Origin of the sequence: Variovorax ureilyticus, assembly GCF_050632185.1 — a bacterium.
Classification (GTDB): Bacteria; Pseudomonadota; Gammaproteobacteria; order Burkholderiales; family Burkholderiaceae_C; genus Variovorax; species Variovorax ureilyticus_A.
Genome location: NZ_CP192579.1, coordinates 1365330 through 1382350, shown reverse-complemented (window position 1 = coordinate 1382350; position 17021 = coordinate 1365330). Strand labels below are relative to the sequence as shown.

The 17021-nt window shown below is 67.2% G+C and carries 16 protein-coding genes and 1 pseudogene; 9 read left to right on the top strand and 8 right to left on the bottom strand.

The annotated features are described in order from the left end of the window. Positions 1–6 precede the first annotated feature (6 nt). Genes ACQ858_RS06795 through ACQ858_RS06785 form a run of 3 tightly spaced genes read left to right on the top strand, consistent with a single transcriptional unit; the run spans position 7 to position 2914 of the window. On the top strand, positions 7–1044 hold the full coding sequence (locus ACQ858_RS06795) for an alpha/beta hydrolase family protein (protein WP_431275983.1): 1038 nt from the start codon (positions 7–9) through the stop codon (positions 1042–1044). Continuing rightward, on the top strand, positions 1041–2084 hold the full coding sequence (locus ACQ858_RS06790; protein WP_431275982.1) for a sensor histidine kinase: 1044 nt from the start codon (positions 1041–1043) through the stop codon (positions 2082–2084). The genes ACQ858_RS06795 and ACQ858_RS06790 overlap by 4 nt, the downstream gene beginning before the upstream one ends. 5 nt (positions 2085–2089) lie before the next feature. Then, positions 2090–2914, top strand: a complete 825-nt coding sequence (locus ACQ858_RS06785) for a LytR/AlgR family response regulator transcription factor (protein WP_431275981.1) — start codon at positions 2090–2092, stop codon at positions 2912–2914. Positions 2915–3018: 104 nt separating this feature from the next. On the opposite strand, the gene ACQ858_RS06780 is transcribed toward ACQ858_RS06785, so the two are convergent. Next, complete coding sequence (locus ACQ858_RS06780) at positions 3019–3363, bottom strand: hypothetical protein (RefSeq protein ID WP_431275980.1); 345 nt, start codon at positions 3361–3363, stop codon at positions 3019–3021. A 138-nt stretch (positions 3364–3501) separates the two neighbouring features. On the opposite strand from ACQ858_RS06780, the gene ACQ858_RS06775 reads away from it, so the two are divergent. Further along, on the top strand, positions 3502–5307 hold the full coding sequence (locus ACQ858_RS06775; protein WP_431275979.1) for a glutamine--tRNA ligase/YqeY domain fusion protein: 1806 nt from the start codon (positions 3502–3504) through the stop codon (positions 5305–5307). An 18-nt stretch (positions 5308–5325) separates the two neighbouring features. Here ACQ858_RS06775 and ACQ858_RS06770 read toward each other — a convergent pair whose 3' ends face one another. Continuing rightward, positions 5326–6255 (bottom strand): succinylglutamate desuccinylase, encoded by a 930-nt coding sequence (locus tag ACQ858_RS06770; protein WP_431275978.1) that lies wholly within the window; start codon positions 6253–6255, stop codon positions 5326–5328. Between the two features lie 155 nt (positions 6256–6410). On the opposite strand from ACQ858_RS06770, the gene ACQ858_RS06765 reads away from it, so the two are divergent. After that, positions 6411–8069 carry an HsdM family class I SAM-dependent methyltransferase gene (locus tag ACQ858_RS06765; protein ID WP_431275977.1) on the top strand — a complete coding sequence of 553 codons (1659 nt, stop codon included), beginning with the start codon at positions 6411–6413 and terminating at the stop codon, positions 8067–8069. Continuing rightward, positions 8066–9244, top strand: coding sequence for a restriction endonuclease subunit S (locus tag ACQ858_RS06760; protein ID WP_431275976.1), 1179 nt, complete (start codon positions 8066–8068; stop codon positions 9242–9244). Before ACQ858_RS06765 ends, ACQ858_RS06760 begins: the two co-directional genes overlap by 4 nt. Positions 9245–9258: 14 nt before the next feature. Here the strand turns inward: ACQ858_RS06760 and ACQ858_RS06755 are convergent. Both ACQ858_RS06755 and ylqF read right to left on the bottom strand, forming a co-directional pair. Next, positions 9259–10313: pseudogene (locus ACQ858_RS06755) on the bottom strand (aldo/keto reductase). A gap of 202 nt (positions 10314–10515) precedes the next feature. After that, positions 10516–11472, bottom strand: coding sequence for a ribosome biogenesis GTPase YlqF (gene ylqF, locus ACQ858_RS06750; RefSeq protein ID WP_431275975.1), 957 nt, complete (start codon positions 11470–11472; stop codon positions 10516–10518). A 171-nt stretch (positions 11473–11643) separates the two neighbouring features. Here ylqF and ACQ858_RS06745 point away from each other — a divergent pair, with 171 nt between their 5' ends. The 3 genes from ACQ858_RS06745 to ACQ858_RS06735 are packed head-to-tail and all read left to right on the top strand — an operon-like array spanning position 11644 to position 13355. Next, positions 11644–12207, top strand: a complete 564-nt coding sequence (locus ACQ858_RS06745; RefSeq protein WP_431275974.1) for an acyltransferase family protein — start codon at positions 11644–11646, stop codon at positions 12205–12207. A 60-nt stretch (positions 12208–12267) separates the two neighbouring features. After that, on the top strand, positions 12268–12642 hold the full coding sequence (locus ACQ858_RS06740; protein WP_431275973.1) for an HPF/RaiA family ribosome-associated protein: 375 nt from the start codon (positions 12268–12270) through the stop codon (positions 12640–12642). Then, positions 12639–13355, top strand: a complete 717-nt coding sequence (locus ACQ858_RS06735) for a carboxypeptidase regulatory-like domain-containing protein (RefSeq protein ID WP_431275972.1) — start codon at positions 12639–12641, stop codon at positions 13353–13355. The genes ACQ858_RS06740 and ACQ858_RS06735 overlap by 4 nt, the downstream gene beginning before the upstream one ends. A gap of 4 nt (positions 13356–13359) precedes the next feature. Here ACQ858_RS06735 and ACQ858_RS06730 read toward each other — a convergent pair whose 3' ends face one another. From ACQ858_RS06730 to ACQ858_RS06715, 4 genes are all read right to left on the bottom strand, one after another. Then, a complete protein-coding gene (locus tag ACQ858_RS06730; RefSeq protein ID WP_431275971.1) occupies positions 13360–13797 on the bottom strand; it encodes a desulfoferrodoxin family protein in 438 nt (145 codons plus the stop codon). 129 nt (positions 13798–13926) lie between these two features. Further along, the gene (locus ACQ858_RS06725; protein WP_431275970.1) at positions 13927–14301 is read right to left on the bottom strand and encodes a response regulator; all 375 of its coding nucleotides are present in this window, start codon (positions 14299–14301) and stop codon (positions 13927–13929) included. Continuing rightward, the gene (locus ACQ858_RS06720; RefSeq protein WP_431275969.1) at positions 14298–15914 is read right to left on the bottom strand and encodes an ATP-binding protein; all 1617 of its coding nucleotides are present in this window, start codon (positions 15912–15914) and stop codon (positions 14298–14300) included. The genes ACQ858_RS06725 and ACQ858_RS06720 overlap by 4 nt, the downstream gene beginning before the upstream one ends. Before the next feature lie 71 nt (positions 15915–15985). Further along, positions 15986–16903: an SDR family NAD(P)-dependent oxidoreductase gene (locus tag ACQ858_RS06715; protein WP_431275968.1), complete on the bottom strand. Its 918-nt coding sequence runs from the start codon at positions 16901–16903 to the stop codon at positions 15986–15988. Positions 16904–17021 lie beyond the last annotated feature (118 nt).

Below are 17021 nucleotides of genomic sequence, written 5' to 3'. Positions count from 1 at the left end.
CCCGTGGTGAAGGCGGGCGCACGACGCCTCCTGGCCCTGGCGCTGTCCGGCCTGCTGTGCGGCGCCGCATTGGCGGCCACCGGCGTGACGGTGCTGCCGGCTCCGCCGGACACCGGCCCGGTCACGGTGTTCTACCCGACCGCTGCCGCGCCGGCCCGCTTCACCCGCGGCCCCTTCTCCTTCAATCTGGCCGCCGACGCCGCCCCGCTGCGCGGCAATGGCCGGCTGGTCATCATGTCGCACGGCTCCGGCGGCTCACCCTGGCCACAGGGCGATCTGGCCATCGCGCTGGTGGACGCCGGCTTCACCGTCGCCATGCCGGAGCATGCAGGCGACAACTACCGCGACATGCGCGATGTCGGCCCGGCCACCTGGCGCCATCGCCCCAGGGAGGTGTCCCAAGCCATCGATGCGATGGCCGCCGACGCGCGTTTCGCGCCGCTGCTCGACTTCAGCCATGTGGGCGTCTACGGCATGTCGGCCGGTGGCCTCACGGCCTTGACCCTGGCCGGCGCGCGCTGGTCCCCGGCCTTGCTGAATGCCCATTGCCGGGCGCACCTGGCGCAGGACTTCCCGGCCTGCGTGGGTCTTGCGACCTCGCTCACGGGCGGCATGCTGGACGGCCTGCGCCTCGCGGCTTCCCGTCGCGTGATCGATTGGAAGCTGGGCAGCCAGACCGCGCTCGAATCCTGGAGCGATCCGAGGATCACTGCGGCGGTGGCGGCCGTGCCCATGGCCGCGACCATCGAGATGAGCTCGCTCGCGAAGCCCCGGATTCCGCTGGGCCTCGTGCGCGCCGGCCACGACGAGTGGCTCGCGCCGCAATGGCACATCGACGCGGTGCGCGCTGCCTGCGGCACCCACTGCACGCTGGTCGCCGACATGCCCGCCGCGGGCCACGGCTCGATCCTGTCGCCCCAGGTGCCGGACCTGCCCGACCGCGCGGCGCGGCTCCTGAACGACCCGCCGGGCTTCGACCGGGCGAGCCTGCCCGCCGTCTACGACGCCATCGCGCGCTTCTTCATCCAGAATCTGGCGCCATGAAGATCCACTGGTTCAGCGCCGGCCGCCACTACCTGCAAGTCATCGCGTTCTGCTGCGTGGTGGCGGTGCTGACCACCACGATCTGGCCGAACAAGACCTACCTGATGCAGGTCGGCTATGCCTTGTCCGTGGGCACGGTCATCTGGGCCGTGATCGAGTTCGGGCGCTACCTCGTCGACGAGCGCCACTGCCATACCGACAGCACCGGCGGCCATGGCTGGCCGAAGGGCTGGCGCGGCCTCGTGCTGACGGTCTTGGGCATCGGCAGCGGCTTCCTGGTCGGAGACCGCGTGGGCGACTACCTGTTCGGCTACACGAACGTCTCCTCGCCGCGCGACAACGCCATCAGCCTGGTCATCACCGTCGTCGCCGGTGCCGCCGCCAGCTTCTACTTCCATGCGCGTGGCAGGGCCGCCGCGCTGACCGCCAAGATCGCGACCGCCGAACGCGACGCCGGCGAAGCCGAGCTCAAGCTGCTCGAGGCCCAACTCGAGCCGCACATGCTCTTCAACACACTGGCCAACCTGCGCGCGCTGATCACGGTCGATCCGCCGCGCGCCGTCGAGATGCTCGACCACCTCAACAACTTCCTGCGGGTCACCCTCGCCGGCTCGCGCGCCACCTCGCATCCGCTGGCCTCCGAATTCGACCGGCTTCGCGACTACCTCGAACTGATGTCGGTGCGCATGGGGCCGCGCCTGCGCTACTCGCTCGACCTCCCCGATACCCTGGGCAACCAGCCTGTTCCGCCCCTGCTGCTGCAGCCTCTGGTGGAGAACAGCATTCGCCACGGCCTGGAACCGCGCGTCGAAGGCGGCGAGGTCGTCGTGCGTGCCCGGCGCGACGGCGCAAGCCTGCTCATCGAAGTGACGGACACCGGCGTGGGCATCGACACGGAGCCCTCCAAGGGCGACGGATTCGGAATCGCGCAGGTGCGCGAACGCCTACAGACCGTCTACGGGCCGCAAAGCACCCTGACCATGGCCCCGCTGCCGACCGGCGGAACGCGCGCGGCCATCCGCTTTCCCTTGTCCGCATGAATCGAATGAACCCGACCGCACTCATCGCCGAAGACGAACCGCTGCTCGCGCAAGCCCTTCGCGCCGAACTGGCTACCGCGTGGCCCGAACTCCAGGTGATCGCCACTGTCGGCGACGGCCGCAGCGCGGTGCGCGAGGCGCTCGAACAGCTTCCGCAGGTGCTCTTCCTCGACATCCGCATGCCCGGCCTCGACGGACTGGGTGTGGCCGCCGAGTTGGCCGATGCGTGGCCGATCGACGAGGCGCCCATGCCGCAGCTCGTCTTCGTCACCGCCTATGACGAATACGCGGCGCGCGCCTTCGATGCGCAGGCGATCGACTATGTGCTCAAGCCAGTGCAGTCCGAGCGTTTGCGGCGCACGGTGGCGCGGTTGCGATCTGCGTTGGAACTGCGCTCGTCCTCCTCAGTGCCGGCGGACGACCTGCTCGCCAGCACGCTGGCTCAGTGGCGAAAGGTGCTTGGAGCCGCCGAGTCCGCACCCAATGGGGTGGCACCGCTCAAGCTGATTCCCGCGAGCGAGGCGGGATCGTCGGGCAACACCGTGCGAATGGTGCCGATCGACGAAGTCCATTACTTTGAAGCGGCCGACAAATACGTGCGCGTGATCACCGCGAAGCACGAATACCTGATTCGCACACCGCTCAGGCAACTGCTGCCGCAACTCGATTCGCAGGTGTTCTGGCAGGTCCATCGCGCCGCAGTCGTGCGCGCCGACGCGATCGAAGCAGTCCATCGCGACGAGGCGGGCAAGCAGCATCTGACGCTGCACGGACGCACCGAAAAGATCCCGGTCAGCCGCCTTTACGCCCACCTCTTCAGGGCCATGTAGTCCCAGTCCGACGCAGCAAGAAGAAGGCCAACAAGACAAAGAAAAGGCCGGCCCTTTATGGGGCCGGCCTTTTCATGTGACAGCAGGCTATTCGGACCTGTCTCTCATCGCCAGTCACGATGACCGTGGCCGTGCCCGTGGCCGTAGTAATACCCGGGGTAGTACACAGGCGCCGGGCGATAGTAGACGGGCGGAGGTGCGTAATAGACAGGCGCCGGACGGACATACACCGGTGCCGGGGCCACATAGGCCGCCGGCGGGTAATAGACCGGCGCCGGTGCAACGTAATACGGTTGCGGCGATGCCACACCCACGGCGACGCCAGGGACGTTGACACCCACCGACCAGGCCACGTTGGCTGCGCTCGCGGACGCTGCGGCAAAGAGCGCACCTGCGGCGACAGCGCCTGCGGAGGCCCATTTGAAGAGTGTGGATCGAGTTTGGTTCATGTCTGAACTCCTGTTGAAGCGGGCGCCATCGATCGCCCGTAGCGATATTCAACGCGCCAAGTGTCAATGCGGTGTACGCCGCTCGGTGAAGAAGGTTGCGAAAGGTAACGGGCCCCTGGCGGCACGTAGAATGCGTGAATGACTTCCGCCGCAGCCGACAACGATACCGCCAAGCCTAGCAATTTCTTGCGCCACGTCATCGAAAACGATCTCGAGCAGGGCACCTATTCCGGCCGCAAATGGGGTGGCGACCCCGGCGATGCCGCCCATCACGCACAAGGCATGCAGGACCCGGCCAAGGTCCGCATGCGCTTTCCACCCGAGCCCAACGGCTACCTGCACATCGGCCACGCCAAGAGCATCTGGCTGAATTTCGAGCTCGCGAAGGAATACGGCGGCGTGTGCCACCTGCGCTTCGACGACACCAACCCCGAGAAGGAAGAGCAGGAATACGTCGACGCGATCCGCGACGCCGTGAAATGGATGGGCTACGAACCCGTGATGGCCGACGACCCCGCGCATCCCGGCGCGCGCAACGACCACGTCTACTTCGCGAGTGACTATTTCGACTTCATGTACCGCGCAGCCGAGTACCTGATCACGACCGGCCACGCCTACGTCGACGAGCAGAGCGCCGACGAGATCCGCGCCACCCGCGGCGACTTCAACACGCCCGGCACCGAAAGCCCCTTCCGTGCCCGCACGCCCGAAGAGAACCTCGCGCGCTTCCGCGCGATGCGTGACGGCAAGCTGGCCGACGGCGCCGCAGTGCTGCGCGCCAAGATCGACATGGCGAGCCCCAACATCAACATGCGAGATCCGGCGCTCTACCGCATCCGCCGCGCGACGCACCACAACACCGGCGACAAGTGGTGCATCTACCCGATGTACACCTTCGCGCATCCGATCGAGGACGCGCTGGAGCAGATCACCCACAGCATCTGCACGCTCGAGTTCGAGGACCAGCGGCCGTTCTACGACTGGCTGCTCGACCGCCTCGCCGAGGGCGGCCTGATCGCCTCGCCCCATCCGCGCCAGTACGAGTTCGCGCGCCTCAACGTCACGCACGTCATCACCAGCAAGCGCAAGCTGCGGCAACTGGTCGAAGACGGCCACGTCGACGGCTGGGACGACCCGCGCATGCCCACCCTCGCGGGCCTGCGCCGCCGCGGCTACACGCCCGATGCGCTGAAGCTCTTCTGCGAGCGCTCGGGCGTGACCAAGTCCGGCGGCTGGATCGACTATGCGAGCCTCGAGGCCGCGCTGCGCGACACGCTCGACCCGATCGCGCCGCGCGCGATGGTGGTGCTCGATCCCGTCAAGCTCGTGATCACCAACTGGGGCGAGCTCATGGGCGGCGACGACGTGCTCGACGAATGCACGGCGCCGGTGCACCCGCACCATGCCGAGATGGGCCGGCGCAGCTTCAAGCTCGGCCGCGAGGTGTGGATCGAGCGCACCGACTACGAAGACGTGCAGCCCAAGGGCTTCTTCCGCCTGTTCCCCGGCAACAAGGTGCGCCTCAAGTATGGGCACGTGATCGAATGCACCGGCGCCACGCGCGATGCCGACGGCAAGCTGGTCGAAGTGCTGGCTACGCTGGTGCCCGACACCAAGAGCGGCACGCCGGGCGCCGATGCGATCAAGGTCAAGGGCAACATCACCTGGGTCGCGGCCGCCGATGCGCTGCCGGCCGAGGTGCGGCTCTACGAGCGCCTCTTCGCGGCAGCGCAGCCCGGCGCCGGCGAACTGATCGATGAGCTCAACCGCGACAGCCTGACGGTGACGCAAGGCTATGCCGAGCCCGCGCTGGCGTCCGCCGCGCCAGGTGCGCCCTACCAGTTCGAGCGGCACGGCTACTTCGTGCTCGATTCGCACCTCGGCGCGAACGGGCAGCGCGTGTTCAATCGTGCGGCCGGGATGCGGGACAGCTGGGGCAAGTAGCCCGATCCGCTTGCCGCTTCAGAGCGGCCTGGTCAAGTAGACCGCTTCGCGCCCCACGATCACGCGCTGCGCCGGCATGAACACGGTGCAGTCGTCGCACGGCGCGCGGATGTCATGGGGCCCGTTGTTGGCGATGAGCTCGCCCTTGGCGAAGGTTTCGAAGCCAATCAGCGGGCGCACGAAGCGGAAGTCCTCGGACTGGATGACGTGCGTCTGCAGCAACTCGTAGCGCCGCTGCGGCGCGGGCGGTGCGGCGGGTTCCCTGTCGATCAATCCGAAATGGGCGAGGAAGCGCAGCGTCACCTCGGTCGCGAGGTCGGCCGCCGACTGCTTGAAGTGCTGGCCGCACTCGACCACCACCGCCGCGCCGGGTGCATCGGCGCCTGCGTGCAGGCCGTGCTGGATCAGCGGCGTGCCCGACCCCAACCCGGCCGGCATCACGAGATGGACCGGCGGCAGGCCGATCGCCATCGCGACCCTGGCGTTGCGCTCATACGCGGGGTACACCCAGAAGGGCACGACGTCCTGGCTGGTGGAGTGGATGTCGAGGATGTGGTCCGCCGCCGCCACCACCGGCCGCAGCTCGCGCGCGCGGCGCAGTTCGGGGCTGTCCTCCGGACCGTCGAGCCACTCGTCGGACCAGACGCGGTTCAGGTTGTGCACGATCTGCCGGTTGTCGAAGGGCCTGGCCGGATCGAAGGCGTTGTAGGCCTCGACGTGCGCGAAGCTCACGGTCAGCGTGCCGACCTTGGGGCGCACGCCGGTGTCGAGCAGATGCGTGGCCGCCACCATCCCGCAGATCTCGTTGCCGTGGGTCAGCGCGTTGATCAGCACATGCGGCCCGGGCTTGCCGGACTCGAAGCGGTGGACGTAGTCGATGCCGGTGTTGCCCTGGCGGTAGGCGGAAATGTCACGCGGAAGCACTTCGAGATCAGGATTCTGTGTCATTGAAGAAGTGGGCCTCGGATGAAGAACAGCGGCGCTGCCGGATGCGCAAGTTTGCTACACCTTGCGACCGTGCGCCCGAAGGCCGCCCTGACGGGCGCCGATTGGGCCGTAGACTCGCGGGCCATCGCTGAGAACACCCATGACAAGATTCCTCCATGCCCCTGACCGCTGAAATGCGACGGTCGATCGACCAGATTCGCGACTATCTCTTTGGCGGTGGCTATCCCGATCCCGTCAGCAATGCGGAGCAGTTGTCGTTCCTCTTTTTCTTCTTCCTGCTGGAGACCATCGACGACGAGAACAGAAAGCGCGCCGAGGTCCTGAAAGAGCCCTACACGAGCATCTTCGACGGCGAATGGACGCTCCGGAGCGCCGAGACTTCCGCGCGCGAAGGCTGGCGCATCGAGGCGACCGTGCTGCGAACCGCCGCACAGGCGATCCCGCGCAGCCGCTTCCGCTGGACCGTCTGGGCCCGGGAGATGGGCGGCCAGGCGCTCGTGGACTTCGTGGGCGAGCAGGTCTTCCCGTTCTTCGCCGAGATCGGCGCGGCCGGCGTGCACGATTTCATGCGCGGTGCGCGCCTCGGCATCCACGATCCGACGGTGCTGACGCAGGTTGTTCGACTCGTGGATGGGCTGGGCCCGGCCGATGCCGACTCCGACACCAAGGGCGATCTGTTCGAACACGTGCTGCGGCAGATCAAGCAAGCCGGCGAGCTCGGACAGTTCCGCACGCCGCGCCACATCATCCGCCGCATCGTCGAGATGGTGGACCCCTCCATCGGCGAGACCATCTACGACCCGGCCGCGGGCACCGCGGGCTTTCTGGTGGCGGCGTACAACCACATCCGCCTCAAGCATTCGTCGCCCGCAACGATCGTCGAGGTCGAAGTGGAAGGCAAGACCCAGCGGCGCGGTCTCGGCGATCTGCTCACGCCCGAGGACCTCGACGTGCTGCGCAACAGGACCTTCTACGGCAACGATGTCGACCCGAAGATGGTGCGGCTCGCCACGATGAATCTCCGGTTGCGTGGACTGGACAATGTGCGCATCCTCCAGCGCAACGTGCTGACCTCCGTCCTCGACGAGGCCAGCAAGGAAGAACTCGGCCTGCCGACCGGAGGCTACGACCTGGTGCTGGCGAATCCCCCTTTCTCCGGCCGCGTCGACAAGGCGCGCATCGTCGACGCCGTGCGCGTGGGCAGCACGAGCAGCACCGAGCTGCTGTTCCTCAAATACCTGCAGGACAGCCTTCGCGACGGCGGCCGCGCCGCGGTCGTGGTGCCCGAAGGGGTTCTTTTCGGCTCATCCGCCGCGCACCTGGAGCTGCGGCGCCAGCTCGTCGAGAACAACCAGGTAGATGCCGTGCTGAGCCTGCCGGGCGGCGTCTTCCAGCCCTACTCGGGCGTGAAGACCTCGGTGCTTTTCTTCCGCAAGGGTGGAACCACGAAACGCGTGCTGTTCCTCCACGTGGACGAGGACGGCTATGAATTCGACGCCCACCACGACACGCCCCATGAGGAGGACGATCTGCCGCGCCTCGCGGCTGCGTATGCACACCGAGAAGCCTCCCTTTCGCGCTGGGAGGCTCGAGAACGCGACGCCGACTGGAACGAAAAATGGTGGTTTGCCGACGCAGCCGCGCTGCGCGACAACAGCTACAACCTCACGGCGAGCCGCTACCGCCCGCTGGGCCGCAGCGAGGCCGAACACCAGGACTTCCTCGAGCTGCTCGACGACGTGATCGCCAGGGAGCTCGAACTGGTCAAGGTGATGGAGACACTGCGGGACATGGTCAGGGAGTACAAGGCGTGACCGCGCGCCGGATCGCGCTGCGGGAGGTGGTCGAGGCGAAAACGGGCACGATGAACCCGTCTGCCTGGCCCGACGATCCGATCACCTACGTCGATGTCACGGCCATCGACAACGAGGTCAAGGCCATCACCGCCGCGCGGACGATGCGCGGCGCCGAAGCGCCGGGCCGCGCGCGAAGGCTGCTGCGTACCGGCGACGTGCTGGTCTCCACCGTGCGGCCCAATCTCAACGCGGTGGCACTGGTGCCCGATTCGCTCGACGGCGAAGTGGCGAGCACCGCGTTCTGCGTGCTGCGCGCGACGCCGCGCGTGCTGCCCGAGTACCTCTACTTCTTCGTTCAGTCGGCGAGCTTCACCCGCAGCCTGGAGCGCCTGGCGAAAGGTGCGCTGTACCCGGCCGTTTCCGAGCAATGCGTGCTCGACCAGACGATGCCGCTGCCGCCGCTCGAGACGCAGCGCCGCATCGTCGACATGCTGCTGTGCGCACAACGCGCGCTGCGCCTGCGCCGCGAAATACGGGAACGAACGCTACGGCTGCTGCCGGCGCTCTACGCCGACAGCTTCGGCGACTCGGTCGCCAATCCGAAGAACTGGCCGGTGGTGCCGCTGGAGACCCTGTTGAAGACTCCGCCGCAGAACGGGCTGTACAAGCACAAGTCGGCCTACGGCGACGGCACGCCGATCGTGCGGATCGACAGCTTCCGTGAAGGCGACCTCTGCGAACCGGGGAGCCTGAAGCGGCTGCGCCTCGACGAGAACGAGGCCCGGCGGTACACGCTCGCCGGAGGTGACATCCTCGTCAACCGCGTCAACAGCGCGGAGCATCTGGGCAAGAGCGTCATGATCCGCACGCTGCCGGAGCCGACGGTATTCGAATCGAACATGATGCGGTTGGTGGTCGATCCGGAGCGGGCGTTTGCGCAATACGTCTTCTCCGCGCTGCAGACGACGCGCACGCGGCAGCATTTCCAGCTCAACGCCAGGCGCGCGGTCAACCAGGCGAGCCTGAACCAGACGGACCTGAGATCGGTGCCGATCATGCTGCCGCCGCTGGAAAAGCAGGCCCCCTTCGCGCGCCATGCCGACTTCACCGCGTCCGCGAGAGGGATCGAAGCCCAGATGATCTCGAGCGCGGAAGCGACCCTGGCGTCACTGCTGGCGAGAATCTTCGGCTGATCGTCAATCCGGTCTCATGGCGCGGAACCGCGCCTCGCTTCCGCGAGCTGCCTGCGCCGGTATTCCCCTGCCGCGCGAACATCCAGCCAGGATATTCGGCCGGCAGTCGACTGACCGCGTCGAGCTGTTCAAGCTCGGCCGCGCTCAACGAAACCTTCGTGGCCGCGATGTTGTCCGCAAGCTGGTCCGGCCGCTTTGCGCCAATGATCACGCTCGTCACCTGCGGTTGATGGAGCAGCCACGCCAGCGCGATCTGCGCGACCGACACGCCGTGCGCCGCTGCAATCGGGCGCATCGCATCGACGCAGTCGAACGCGCGGTCCTTGTCGACCGGCGGGAAGTCGAAGGTGGTGCGGCGGCTGCCCTGCTCCGCCTGCTGCTCGCGTCCGTACTTGCCGCTGAGCAGGCCGCCCGCGAGCGGGCTCCACACCATCAGGCCGACGCCTTCGCTCGCGAGCATCGGCACCAGTTCGCGTTCGAGGTCGCGGCCCGCGATCGTGTAGTAGGCCTGCAGCGATTCGAAGCGTGCGAGACCCAGCCGCTCGGCCACGCCCAGCGCCTTCACGATCTGCCACGCGGCCCAGTTGGAAACACCCACGTACCGAACATGGCCCTGCCGCACGAGCTGGTCGAGCGCGCGCACCGTTTCCTCGATCGGCGTGGCCGGGTCGAAGCCGTGGATCTGGTAGAGGTCGATGTGGTCGAGCTGCAGGCGCTTGAGGCTCGCCTTCACGCCGTCCATGATGTGCCCGCGCGAGGCGCCGCGCGCGTTCGGGCCCGGTCCCGTCTCGCCGAAGACCTTGGTCGCGACGATCACGTTCTCGCGCGGCACCTTGAGGTTCTTCAGCGCCTGCCCGGTGATCTGCTCCGACAGGCCGCCCGAGTAGACGTCGGCGGTGTCGATGAAATTGATGCCGGCATCGAGCGCCGAGCCGACCAGCCGCTCGGCATCCGCCTGCTGCAGATCGCCGATATGGGTCCAGATGCCCTCGCCGCCGCCGAAAGTCATGGTGCCCAGGCAGAGTTCGGACACGAACAGGCCGGTGCGGCCCAGTGGAAGGTAACGCATGGGAAGGATCTCCTTGAAGCGAATCCGCCAGCATAGGCGGGCGCACGCATTTCTGCAGGCCGGCGCTGATCTTCTTCAGCACGCCGAACGATGCCAAGGCCGACGTCAATATCGTGTCGACCGCTCACGTCACGCCTTTGATGCGACTGCTGCTCGCGCGCGGTGCCGGACAAGCCGCGGCGGCGGGGGCGGTAGGGCTGCATCAGGCTTCCTCGGAGGGCGTCGGGGCCGCCGCCGGCTTCGCGCCTTTCTTGCGCGCAGCGCGGGCATCCTTCTTCGCCTGCCGCTCTGCATCGAGCCGCTGCCCTTCCGCAAGCCACTGTGCGAACTCCTCGGGCGTCTCCAGCGTGATGCGGCCCATGTTGCCGCTGCGGAACTCGTGCATCACGATCTCGGCCGCCTTCTGCGTGTTGACCTTGCCCTTGCCCAGCAGCGCGCCGCGCCTGCGGCCGATGGCGTCGAGCACTTCGTCATCAGCGAGGTCCGCGATCGGATCGATCTTGAAGCGCGCTTCGACCAGCGCCGCGTAGTGTTGCTTCAGGTACGACAGCAGTTCCAGCGCCACCAGTTCCTCGTCGAAGGCATTGCGCCCGACCGCACCGCTGGCCGCGAGGTTGAAGCCGCTCTTGGCGACGATGATGCGCGGCCACAGCATGCCGGGCGTGTCCCACAGGTAGAAGTCGTCGGCCAGCACGATGCGCTGTTCCAGCTTGGTGATGCCGGCCTCGTCGCCCGTCTTGGCCTTGCGGGTACCGGTCAGCGTATTGATGAGCGTCGACTTGCCGACGTTGGGAATGCCGCAGATCAGCACCCGCATCGGCTTGGCCATGCCGCCGCGATTCGGCGCCAGCGCGTGGCAGGCATCGATGAGCTGGCGCGCGGGCGCCGTCTGGCTCGCGTCGAGTCCGATGGCGCGCGTGGCGGGCTGGGCGTTGTAGTGAGCAAGCCAGGCTTCGGTGCATCCCGGATCGGCGAGGTCCTGCTTGTTGAGCACCTTGAGGCCCGGCTTGTGGCCGGTGAGGTCGGCCAGCATCGGGTTCGCGCTGGAGCCGGGCAGCCGGGCGTCGAGCAGTTCGATGACCACGTCGATGTCCTTGACGCGCTCGGCGATGGCTTTCTTGGTCAGGTGCATGTGACCGGGGAACCACTGGATGACCATCGCGAATGTCTTTCTCTCTTGTCGGTGAAGCAGAGCGCGGATTGTCGCGCGCCGGCCCCTTTCGTCTCTCCACAGCCCGCCATTCGTCACGAATGCCCGGCAAATCGTCCTCCGGGGCACCCCGCGCCGCCCGCCCGGGCCCTACCATCGCGCCGTTCGAGGAATAGCAACATGGCCACAAACCGGCGACATGACATCGACGCATTGCGGGCGCCGGCCTTCGGCCTGTTCCTCTACGGTTTCTGGATGAGTATCGATGAAGGCATCTGGCGCGAGCTGGAGCGCCTGCGCGGCTGGGCGGTGGTCATCGCCGCGGCGTGCGTCGGTGGCTATCTCTCGCTGCACTTCGCTGGCGTGGGCGCGGACACGGCCGCCTGGATCGCCCGCGCCCTGCGCACCATTTACCTCTGGAGCGTGCTCGTCGTGATCCTGGGCTTCGCGCACCGCCACCTGAACCGGCCCTGGCCATGGCTCGACCGGGCCAACGAGTCCGTCTACCCCTGGTACATGCTGCACCAGACGCTGATCATCGCCGGCGCCGTCCTGCTCGCTCCGCTGCGGCTCGGGCCGGTGTTCGAAACGGCGGGGATCATCGTCCTCACCGTGGCCGGCTGCTGGCTGCTCACCGATGGCCTGATCCGGCGAGTTCGCTGGCTGCGCCCCCTGTTCGGACTCCCTCCGCGGCGGCCGCTGCAGCCGTCGCCGAATGCAAGCACCATCGTCATGGGCATTTGAACCTCGGCGCGGCAGCACGCATGCTAGAGGCTTGTCCACCTGCCGTGAAAGGTGCAAGACATGCAAATCCAGGTCAACACGAGCAACGGCGTCGCCAACAAGGAAGCACTGGAACGATGGGCCGACGGACAGATCCGGCAGACCCTCGGCCGCTTCGCCGACACCGTGACGCGCATCGAGGTTCACCTCAGCGACGAGAACCATGACGCCAAGGGCGGCGCCGACAAGCGCTGTGTCATGGAAGCCCGGCTCGCCCATCACCCGCCGCTGGCCGTCACCCAGCATGCCGCGAGTCTCGACGAGGCGTTCCGGGGCGCGTCGGACAAGCTCAAGCGCTCCCTCGACAACGCGGTCAGCCGTCTCTACAACCATCGAGACCGCGACTCGATCCGCACGGCCCCCGATGGGGCGGCCGACGAGGGGAATGCCCCTTGAGTCCATCCAGCCCCAGCCCACGCGACCCGATCCGCGCCCCGCGCGTGCTGGCCTGGGTGCTGCTCGGCTGCGGGCTCGTGGATGGCGCGTTCGCCGGGAGCATCATGGGCAAGGTGATCTTCGCCGGCGCCCTGCCCCCGACGGCCAGGGTGCCGGTCACCATCGACCAGTACCTGTGTGGCCAGGAGAAGCCCGCGGACGACCTGCAGGTTTCCTCCGCGCGGGAGATCCGCAATGCGGTCGTGTGGGTCGAGAACGCCCCGCCGGGCGCAGCGGCCCCGGCCGTGCGGAAGGTGGAGGTCGACCAGAAAGGCTGCACCTTCGTGCCTCGCGTCGTGGTGGTCCCGGCGGGCGGCACGGTGGACTTCCTCAACAGCGACCGGCTGCTCCACAACATCCACGCGACGCCGCAGGCCAACGTCTCGTTCAACCGCACGCAGCCGATGGGCCGCACGATCCCGATCACCTTCGCGCAGCCCGAGATCGTCCGCATCAACTGCGACCTGCATTCGTGGATGACCGCGTGGGTGGTGGTCGCGGCGCATCGCTTCTATGCGATCACCGGGCCGGACGGCGCTTTCGCGTTCGACGACCTGCCGCCGGGGCAATACCGGCTGCAGGTGTGGCACGAGCGGCTCGGCACCGTACCGGCCAGCGTCACCATCGGCGAACAGCAGCCGGCGCAGGTCAGGATCGAGATGAAGATGCGCTGAGCCCTCAGGGAACGACGCTGATCTTCTTCGACGCCTCCCAGGCGGCGGAATGCGTCGGCTCGGCGATCGCGCGCAGCGACCCGCCTTCGTCCAGCGCCACCGTGAAGGTCACGGTCGGCGCCGAGTAGACCGGATGCAGGTAGGCGCGTGCGATCTCCACCGTGTCCTTGTAGAGCGCGATGTAACGCACGAAGTGCTCCTGCAGCGACGGGTGCTGCGACTCCGCGCCGATGCTGACGGTCACGTTGAACCATGCCCCGCGTTTGACGCTGTCGGGCGCGATGATCTTCGGCGTGTGCTTGCCGTCGAAGCCCTTGTGCAGTTCGCGGAACTCGGGCGTGAACTGCTGCGCCTGATCTTCCTCCGCGTGGGCGGCCACCGCCATGCCGAGCCCCATCGCAAGGGCCAGCGCCACCGGGCGGCCGGCATCTCCCATATTCATGCGCATATCACCTCCTAGCGTCCATCCAGACAAAGGCCGGAAATCCCGTGGAACCGGCTTCGCCGGGCCGCTGGGATTGCCCCCTGCAAGGGGTGCAGAGCCACACGAAGTGGGCGAGGCTGGGGGTGCTCATAAATCCGGGAGAAACTGCTTCACCATCTTCAGCAGCTCGCTTGGGCTGTAGGGTTTCGCGATATAGCTCGAAGCCCCGGCCTGCATCGCCTTGTCGCGGTCGCCGCTCAATGCATACGAGGTGATGACGATCACCGGGATGTGGCGGGTGTCCGCCTCGGTGGTCAGGAGCCGCGTCGCATCGAGGCCCGACATCTTCGGCAACTGCACGTCCATCAGGATCAGGTCGGGCAACTCGCTGCGCGCCAACGCGACGCCGGTCTCGCCGTCCGCCGCCTCGAAGAGCTTGCAGGCCGACCGGCTCAGCAACTGCCGGACGATCTTGCGGTTGTATTCGTTGTCCTCGACGTAGAGGATCTTGCGCTCGCTCATAGGTCGACCTCGCTGCCTGCGTGCAACGGCACGGAAAACCTGAAGGTGGAGCCCTTCCCCAGTTCGCTCTCGACCCAGATGCGCCCGCCGAGGCGCTCCACGAACTTCTTCGAAATGCTCAGGCCCAGCCCGGTGCCGCCGAATTCGCGCGTGATGGTGGTGTCCACCTGCCGGAACTCGGTGAAGATGTTCTCGAGATCCTCATTCGCGATGCCGATGCCGGTATCGGAGACGCTGTAGATCAGCTCGTCGCCCGCAAGCTCGACCGCGATGTTCACGCTGCCCTTGCGCGTGAATTTCAGTGCGTTGCCGGCCAGGTTGGTGAGGCATTGCGTGAGCCTGCCGCTGTCGCCGTGGGCGATGGGGAGGTCGCCGGGCACGTGCGCGGTGAACGCCAGGCCCTTCTCGGCGGCGATCGAGCGCAGCGCGGTGCGCACCGTGTTGACCACGTCGCCCACCACGTAATCCTCGAGCGCGAGCTCCATGCGGCCGGCCTCGATCTTCGACAGGTCGAGCACGTCGTTGATCAGGCGCAGCAGGTTGCGCCCGTTCACCTGGATGTCGGCGAGCGGCTCCTTCAACTCGGAGGGCACGTCGCCGTAGATGCCGTCCATCATCATCTCGCTGAACCCGAGGATCGCGTTCATCGGGGTGCGCAGTTCGTGGCTCATGTTCGCGAGAAACTCCGACTTGGCCTTGCTCGCGCTGGACAACTGCTCGTTGAGATCGACGAGCTCCGCTGCAGCCCGCCGCTGCGATTGATCGAAGCGCTGCAGCTGCTGGCTCATGTGATTCATCCGGTCGGCGAGCGCACCGAACTCGTCACGGTTGGGCACCGAGATTTTGCGCCCGAAGTTGCCGGCCGCAACGTCGTCCAGAAACACGTGCGCCGCGCGCACCGGCAGGATGAAGGACCACGAGATCACGAAGCCGCACAGCCACGCGAGCAGCACGGCGCTCACCGCGAAGACGGAGGTCAGGATCAGCGAGCGCCGGTTCGCCGCGCTCACGCTGTCGCGCAGGCGGCCCATTCGGTCCTGCTCCGCCTCCACGAGCTGGCCCATGTAGAGCGCGATCTGCTCGTCGAGCCGCTCCTGGCGCTGCAGAAGGTCGGACGTGATGCGCGCCAGATTGCCGTCGCGGATCGCGTTCGCGATGTCGGCCACCACGCCCATGGCGTCATCCTGCGAGGCACGGATGCGGTCGATCAGGCCCTTCTGTCCGGAACCGGTCGCCGTTTCGAGCTGGGCCAGCGATTCGTTGAAGCGGTTGTTCTCGCGCAGGATGCGCTCGATCGCGGCCTCGTCCTTCGAGAGCATCGCCAGCGCCGTGAAGTGCATCTGCCGGTCCAGCGCATGCTGGCTCTGCTGCGACCAGTTGACCCGCTCGTGCGCCTCGTCGAGCAGGCGGCTCTGTTCGGTGGTGTCGACGAGCATCAACAGGCTCGCCACCGCCATCGCGATGAACAGCAGCGTGATGATCAGGAACGCGAGCAGCAGTTTGGTGTGGACCGAGGCGCGAACACGCGCCACCCTTTGCACCAGCCCGGCGAAGGGCGACCGCTTCAACACCCGCGTGACAAGCTGCTCGAGTTCGATGCCGGGCTCCCTCAATCGGTCGAAGGGCCCTCCCTGCTGCGCGTCTGATGGTCCGCGACAACGCGGCCAGCGTCAAGGTTCGGCGCTCAGCGCCCGCGCGCGTTCGCCATCGCCTTGCCGACTTCGTTGCTGCCCTGCGCCGCGCCGCTCTGCGGGACGATCTCGCCGCTGCGGTCCGTCACTTCGGCGAGGCGCTCCGCGAGCCGTTCGGGCGCATCCGCGCCGAAGCCGATCCACGCACCCTGCGTGAGCGTGATGTGGGCGGCTTCGAAGACCCCGGCGCCCGCACAGAGGATCTGGCGGGTGGGTGCATCCTGCGCCGCAAGAACGAGCATCGCCGGCACCACTGCCTCGGGCTTCAGCGCATCGAGCGCTTCCTGCGGCATCAGGTCCTCGGTCATGCGCGTGGCGGCGGTCGGCGCCGGGCAGTTCACGCGGATATCGTTCTTCGCGCCTTCGAGGCTCAGGGTCTGCATCAAGCCCACCAGCGCGAGCTTGGCGGCGCCGTAGTTGCTCTGGCCGAAATTGCCGTAGAGACCCGAGGACGAAGTCGTCATCACGATCCGTCCGTACTTCTGCTCGTTCATGATGGGCCAGACGGCCTTCGTGCAGTGCACCGCGCCCATGAGGTGAACGTCCATCACGAGACGGAAATCGGCGAGCTCCATCTTGGCGAAGCTCTTGTCGCGCAGGATGCCGGCGTTGTTCACCAGGATGTCGACGCGGCCCCAGGCATCCACCGCCTGGCGCACCATGGCCTGCACCGCGTCGAAATCGGTCACCGAGGCGCCGTTGGCGATCGCCTCGCCGCCCGCGGCCTTGATCTCGTCGACCACCGCCTGTGCCGCGGTCGCGGAACCGCCGGAGCCGTCGCGCGCACCGCCAAGGTCGTTCACCAGGACCTTGGCGCCGCGCGCCGCGAGGGCCAGCGCGTGCTGGCGGCCGAGGCCGTTGCCCGCGCCAGTAACGATGGCGACGCGGCCCTTGAAATCGAGATTGCTCATGCTGGAAAGGCTTTCGTTGGAGTCGTTGACGCGAAGCGTTTTACCCCAGAAAGCCGATGCCCCGGCCCGGTGACATCCCCGGCACAGTCGTGTGCGTGACTCGGTCGCTCAGCACCAC

What these genes read in the sequence shown, in the direction of transcription:
- ACQ858_RS06790 (WP_431275982.1), top strand. Translation starts at nt 1,041, where the DNA reads ATGAAGATCCACTGGTTCAGCGCCGGCCGCCACTACCTGCAAGTCATC.
- ACQ858_RS06785 (WP_431275981.1), top strand. Translation starts at nt 2,090, where the DNA reads ATGAACCCGACCGCACTCATCGCCGAAGACGAACCGCTGCTCGCGCAA.
- ACQ858_RS06780 (WP_431275980.1), bottom strand. Translation starts at nt 3,363, where the DNA reads ATGAACCAAACTCGATCCACACTCTTCAAATGGGCCTCCGCAGGCGCT.
- ACQ858_RS06775 (WP_431275979.1), top strand. Translation starts at nt 3,502, where the DNA reads ATGACTTCCGCCGCAGCCGACAACGATACCGCCAAGCCTAGCAATTTC.
- ACQ858_RS06770 (WP_431275978.1), bottom strand. Translation starts at nt 6,255, where the DNA reads ATGACACAGAATCCTGATCTCGAAGTGCTTCCGCGTGACATTTCCGCC.
- ACQ858_RS06765 (WP_431275977.1), top strand. Translation starts at nt 6,411, where the DNA reads ATGCCCCTGACCGCTGAAATGCGACGGTCGATCGACCAGATTCGCGAC.
- ylqF (WP_431275975.1), bottom strand. Translation starts at nt 11,472, where the DNA reads ATGGTCATCCAGTGGTTCCCCGGTCACATGCACCTGACCAAGAAAGCC.
- ACQ858_RS06745 (WP_431275974.1), top strand. Translation starts at nt 11,644, where the DNA reads ATGGCCACAAACCGGCGACATGACATCGACGCATTGCGGGCGCCGGCC.
- ACQ858_RS06740 (WP_431275973.1), top strand. Translation starts at nt 12,268, where the DNA reads ATGCAAATCCAGGTCAACACGAGCAACGGCGTCGCCAACAAGGAAGCA.
- ACQ858_RS06730 (WP_431275971.1), bottom strand. Translation starts at nt 13,797, where the DNA reads ATGAATATGGGAGATGCCGGCCGCCCGGTGGCGCTGGCCCTTGCGATG.
- ACQ858_RS06725 (WP_431275970.1), bottom strand. Translation starts at nt 14,301, where the DNA reads ATGAGCGAGCGCAAGATCCTCTACGTCGAGGACAACGAATACAACCGC.
- ACQ858_RS06715 (WP_431275968.1), bottom strand. Translation starts at nt 16,903, where the DNA reads ATGAGCAATCTCGATTTCAAGGGCCGCGTCGCCATCGTTACTGGCGCG.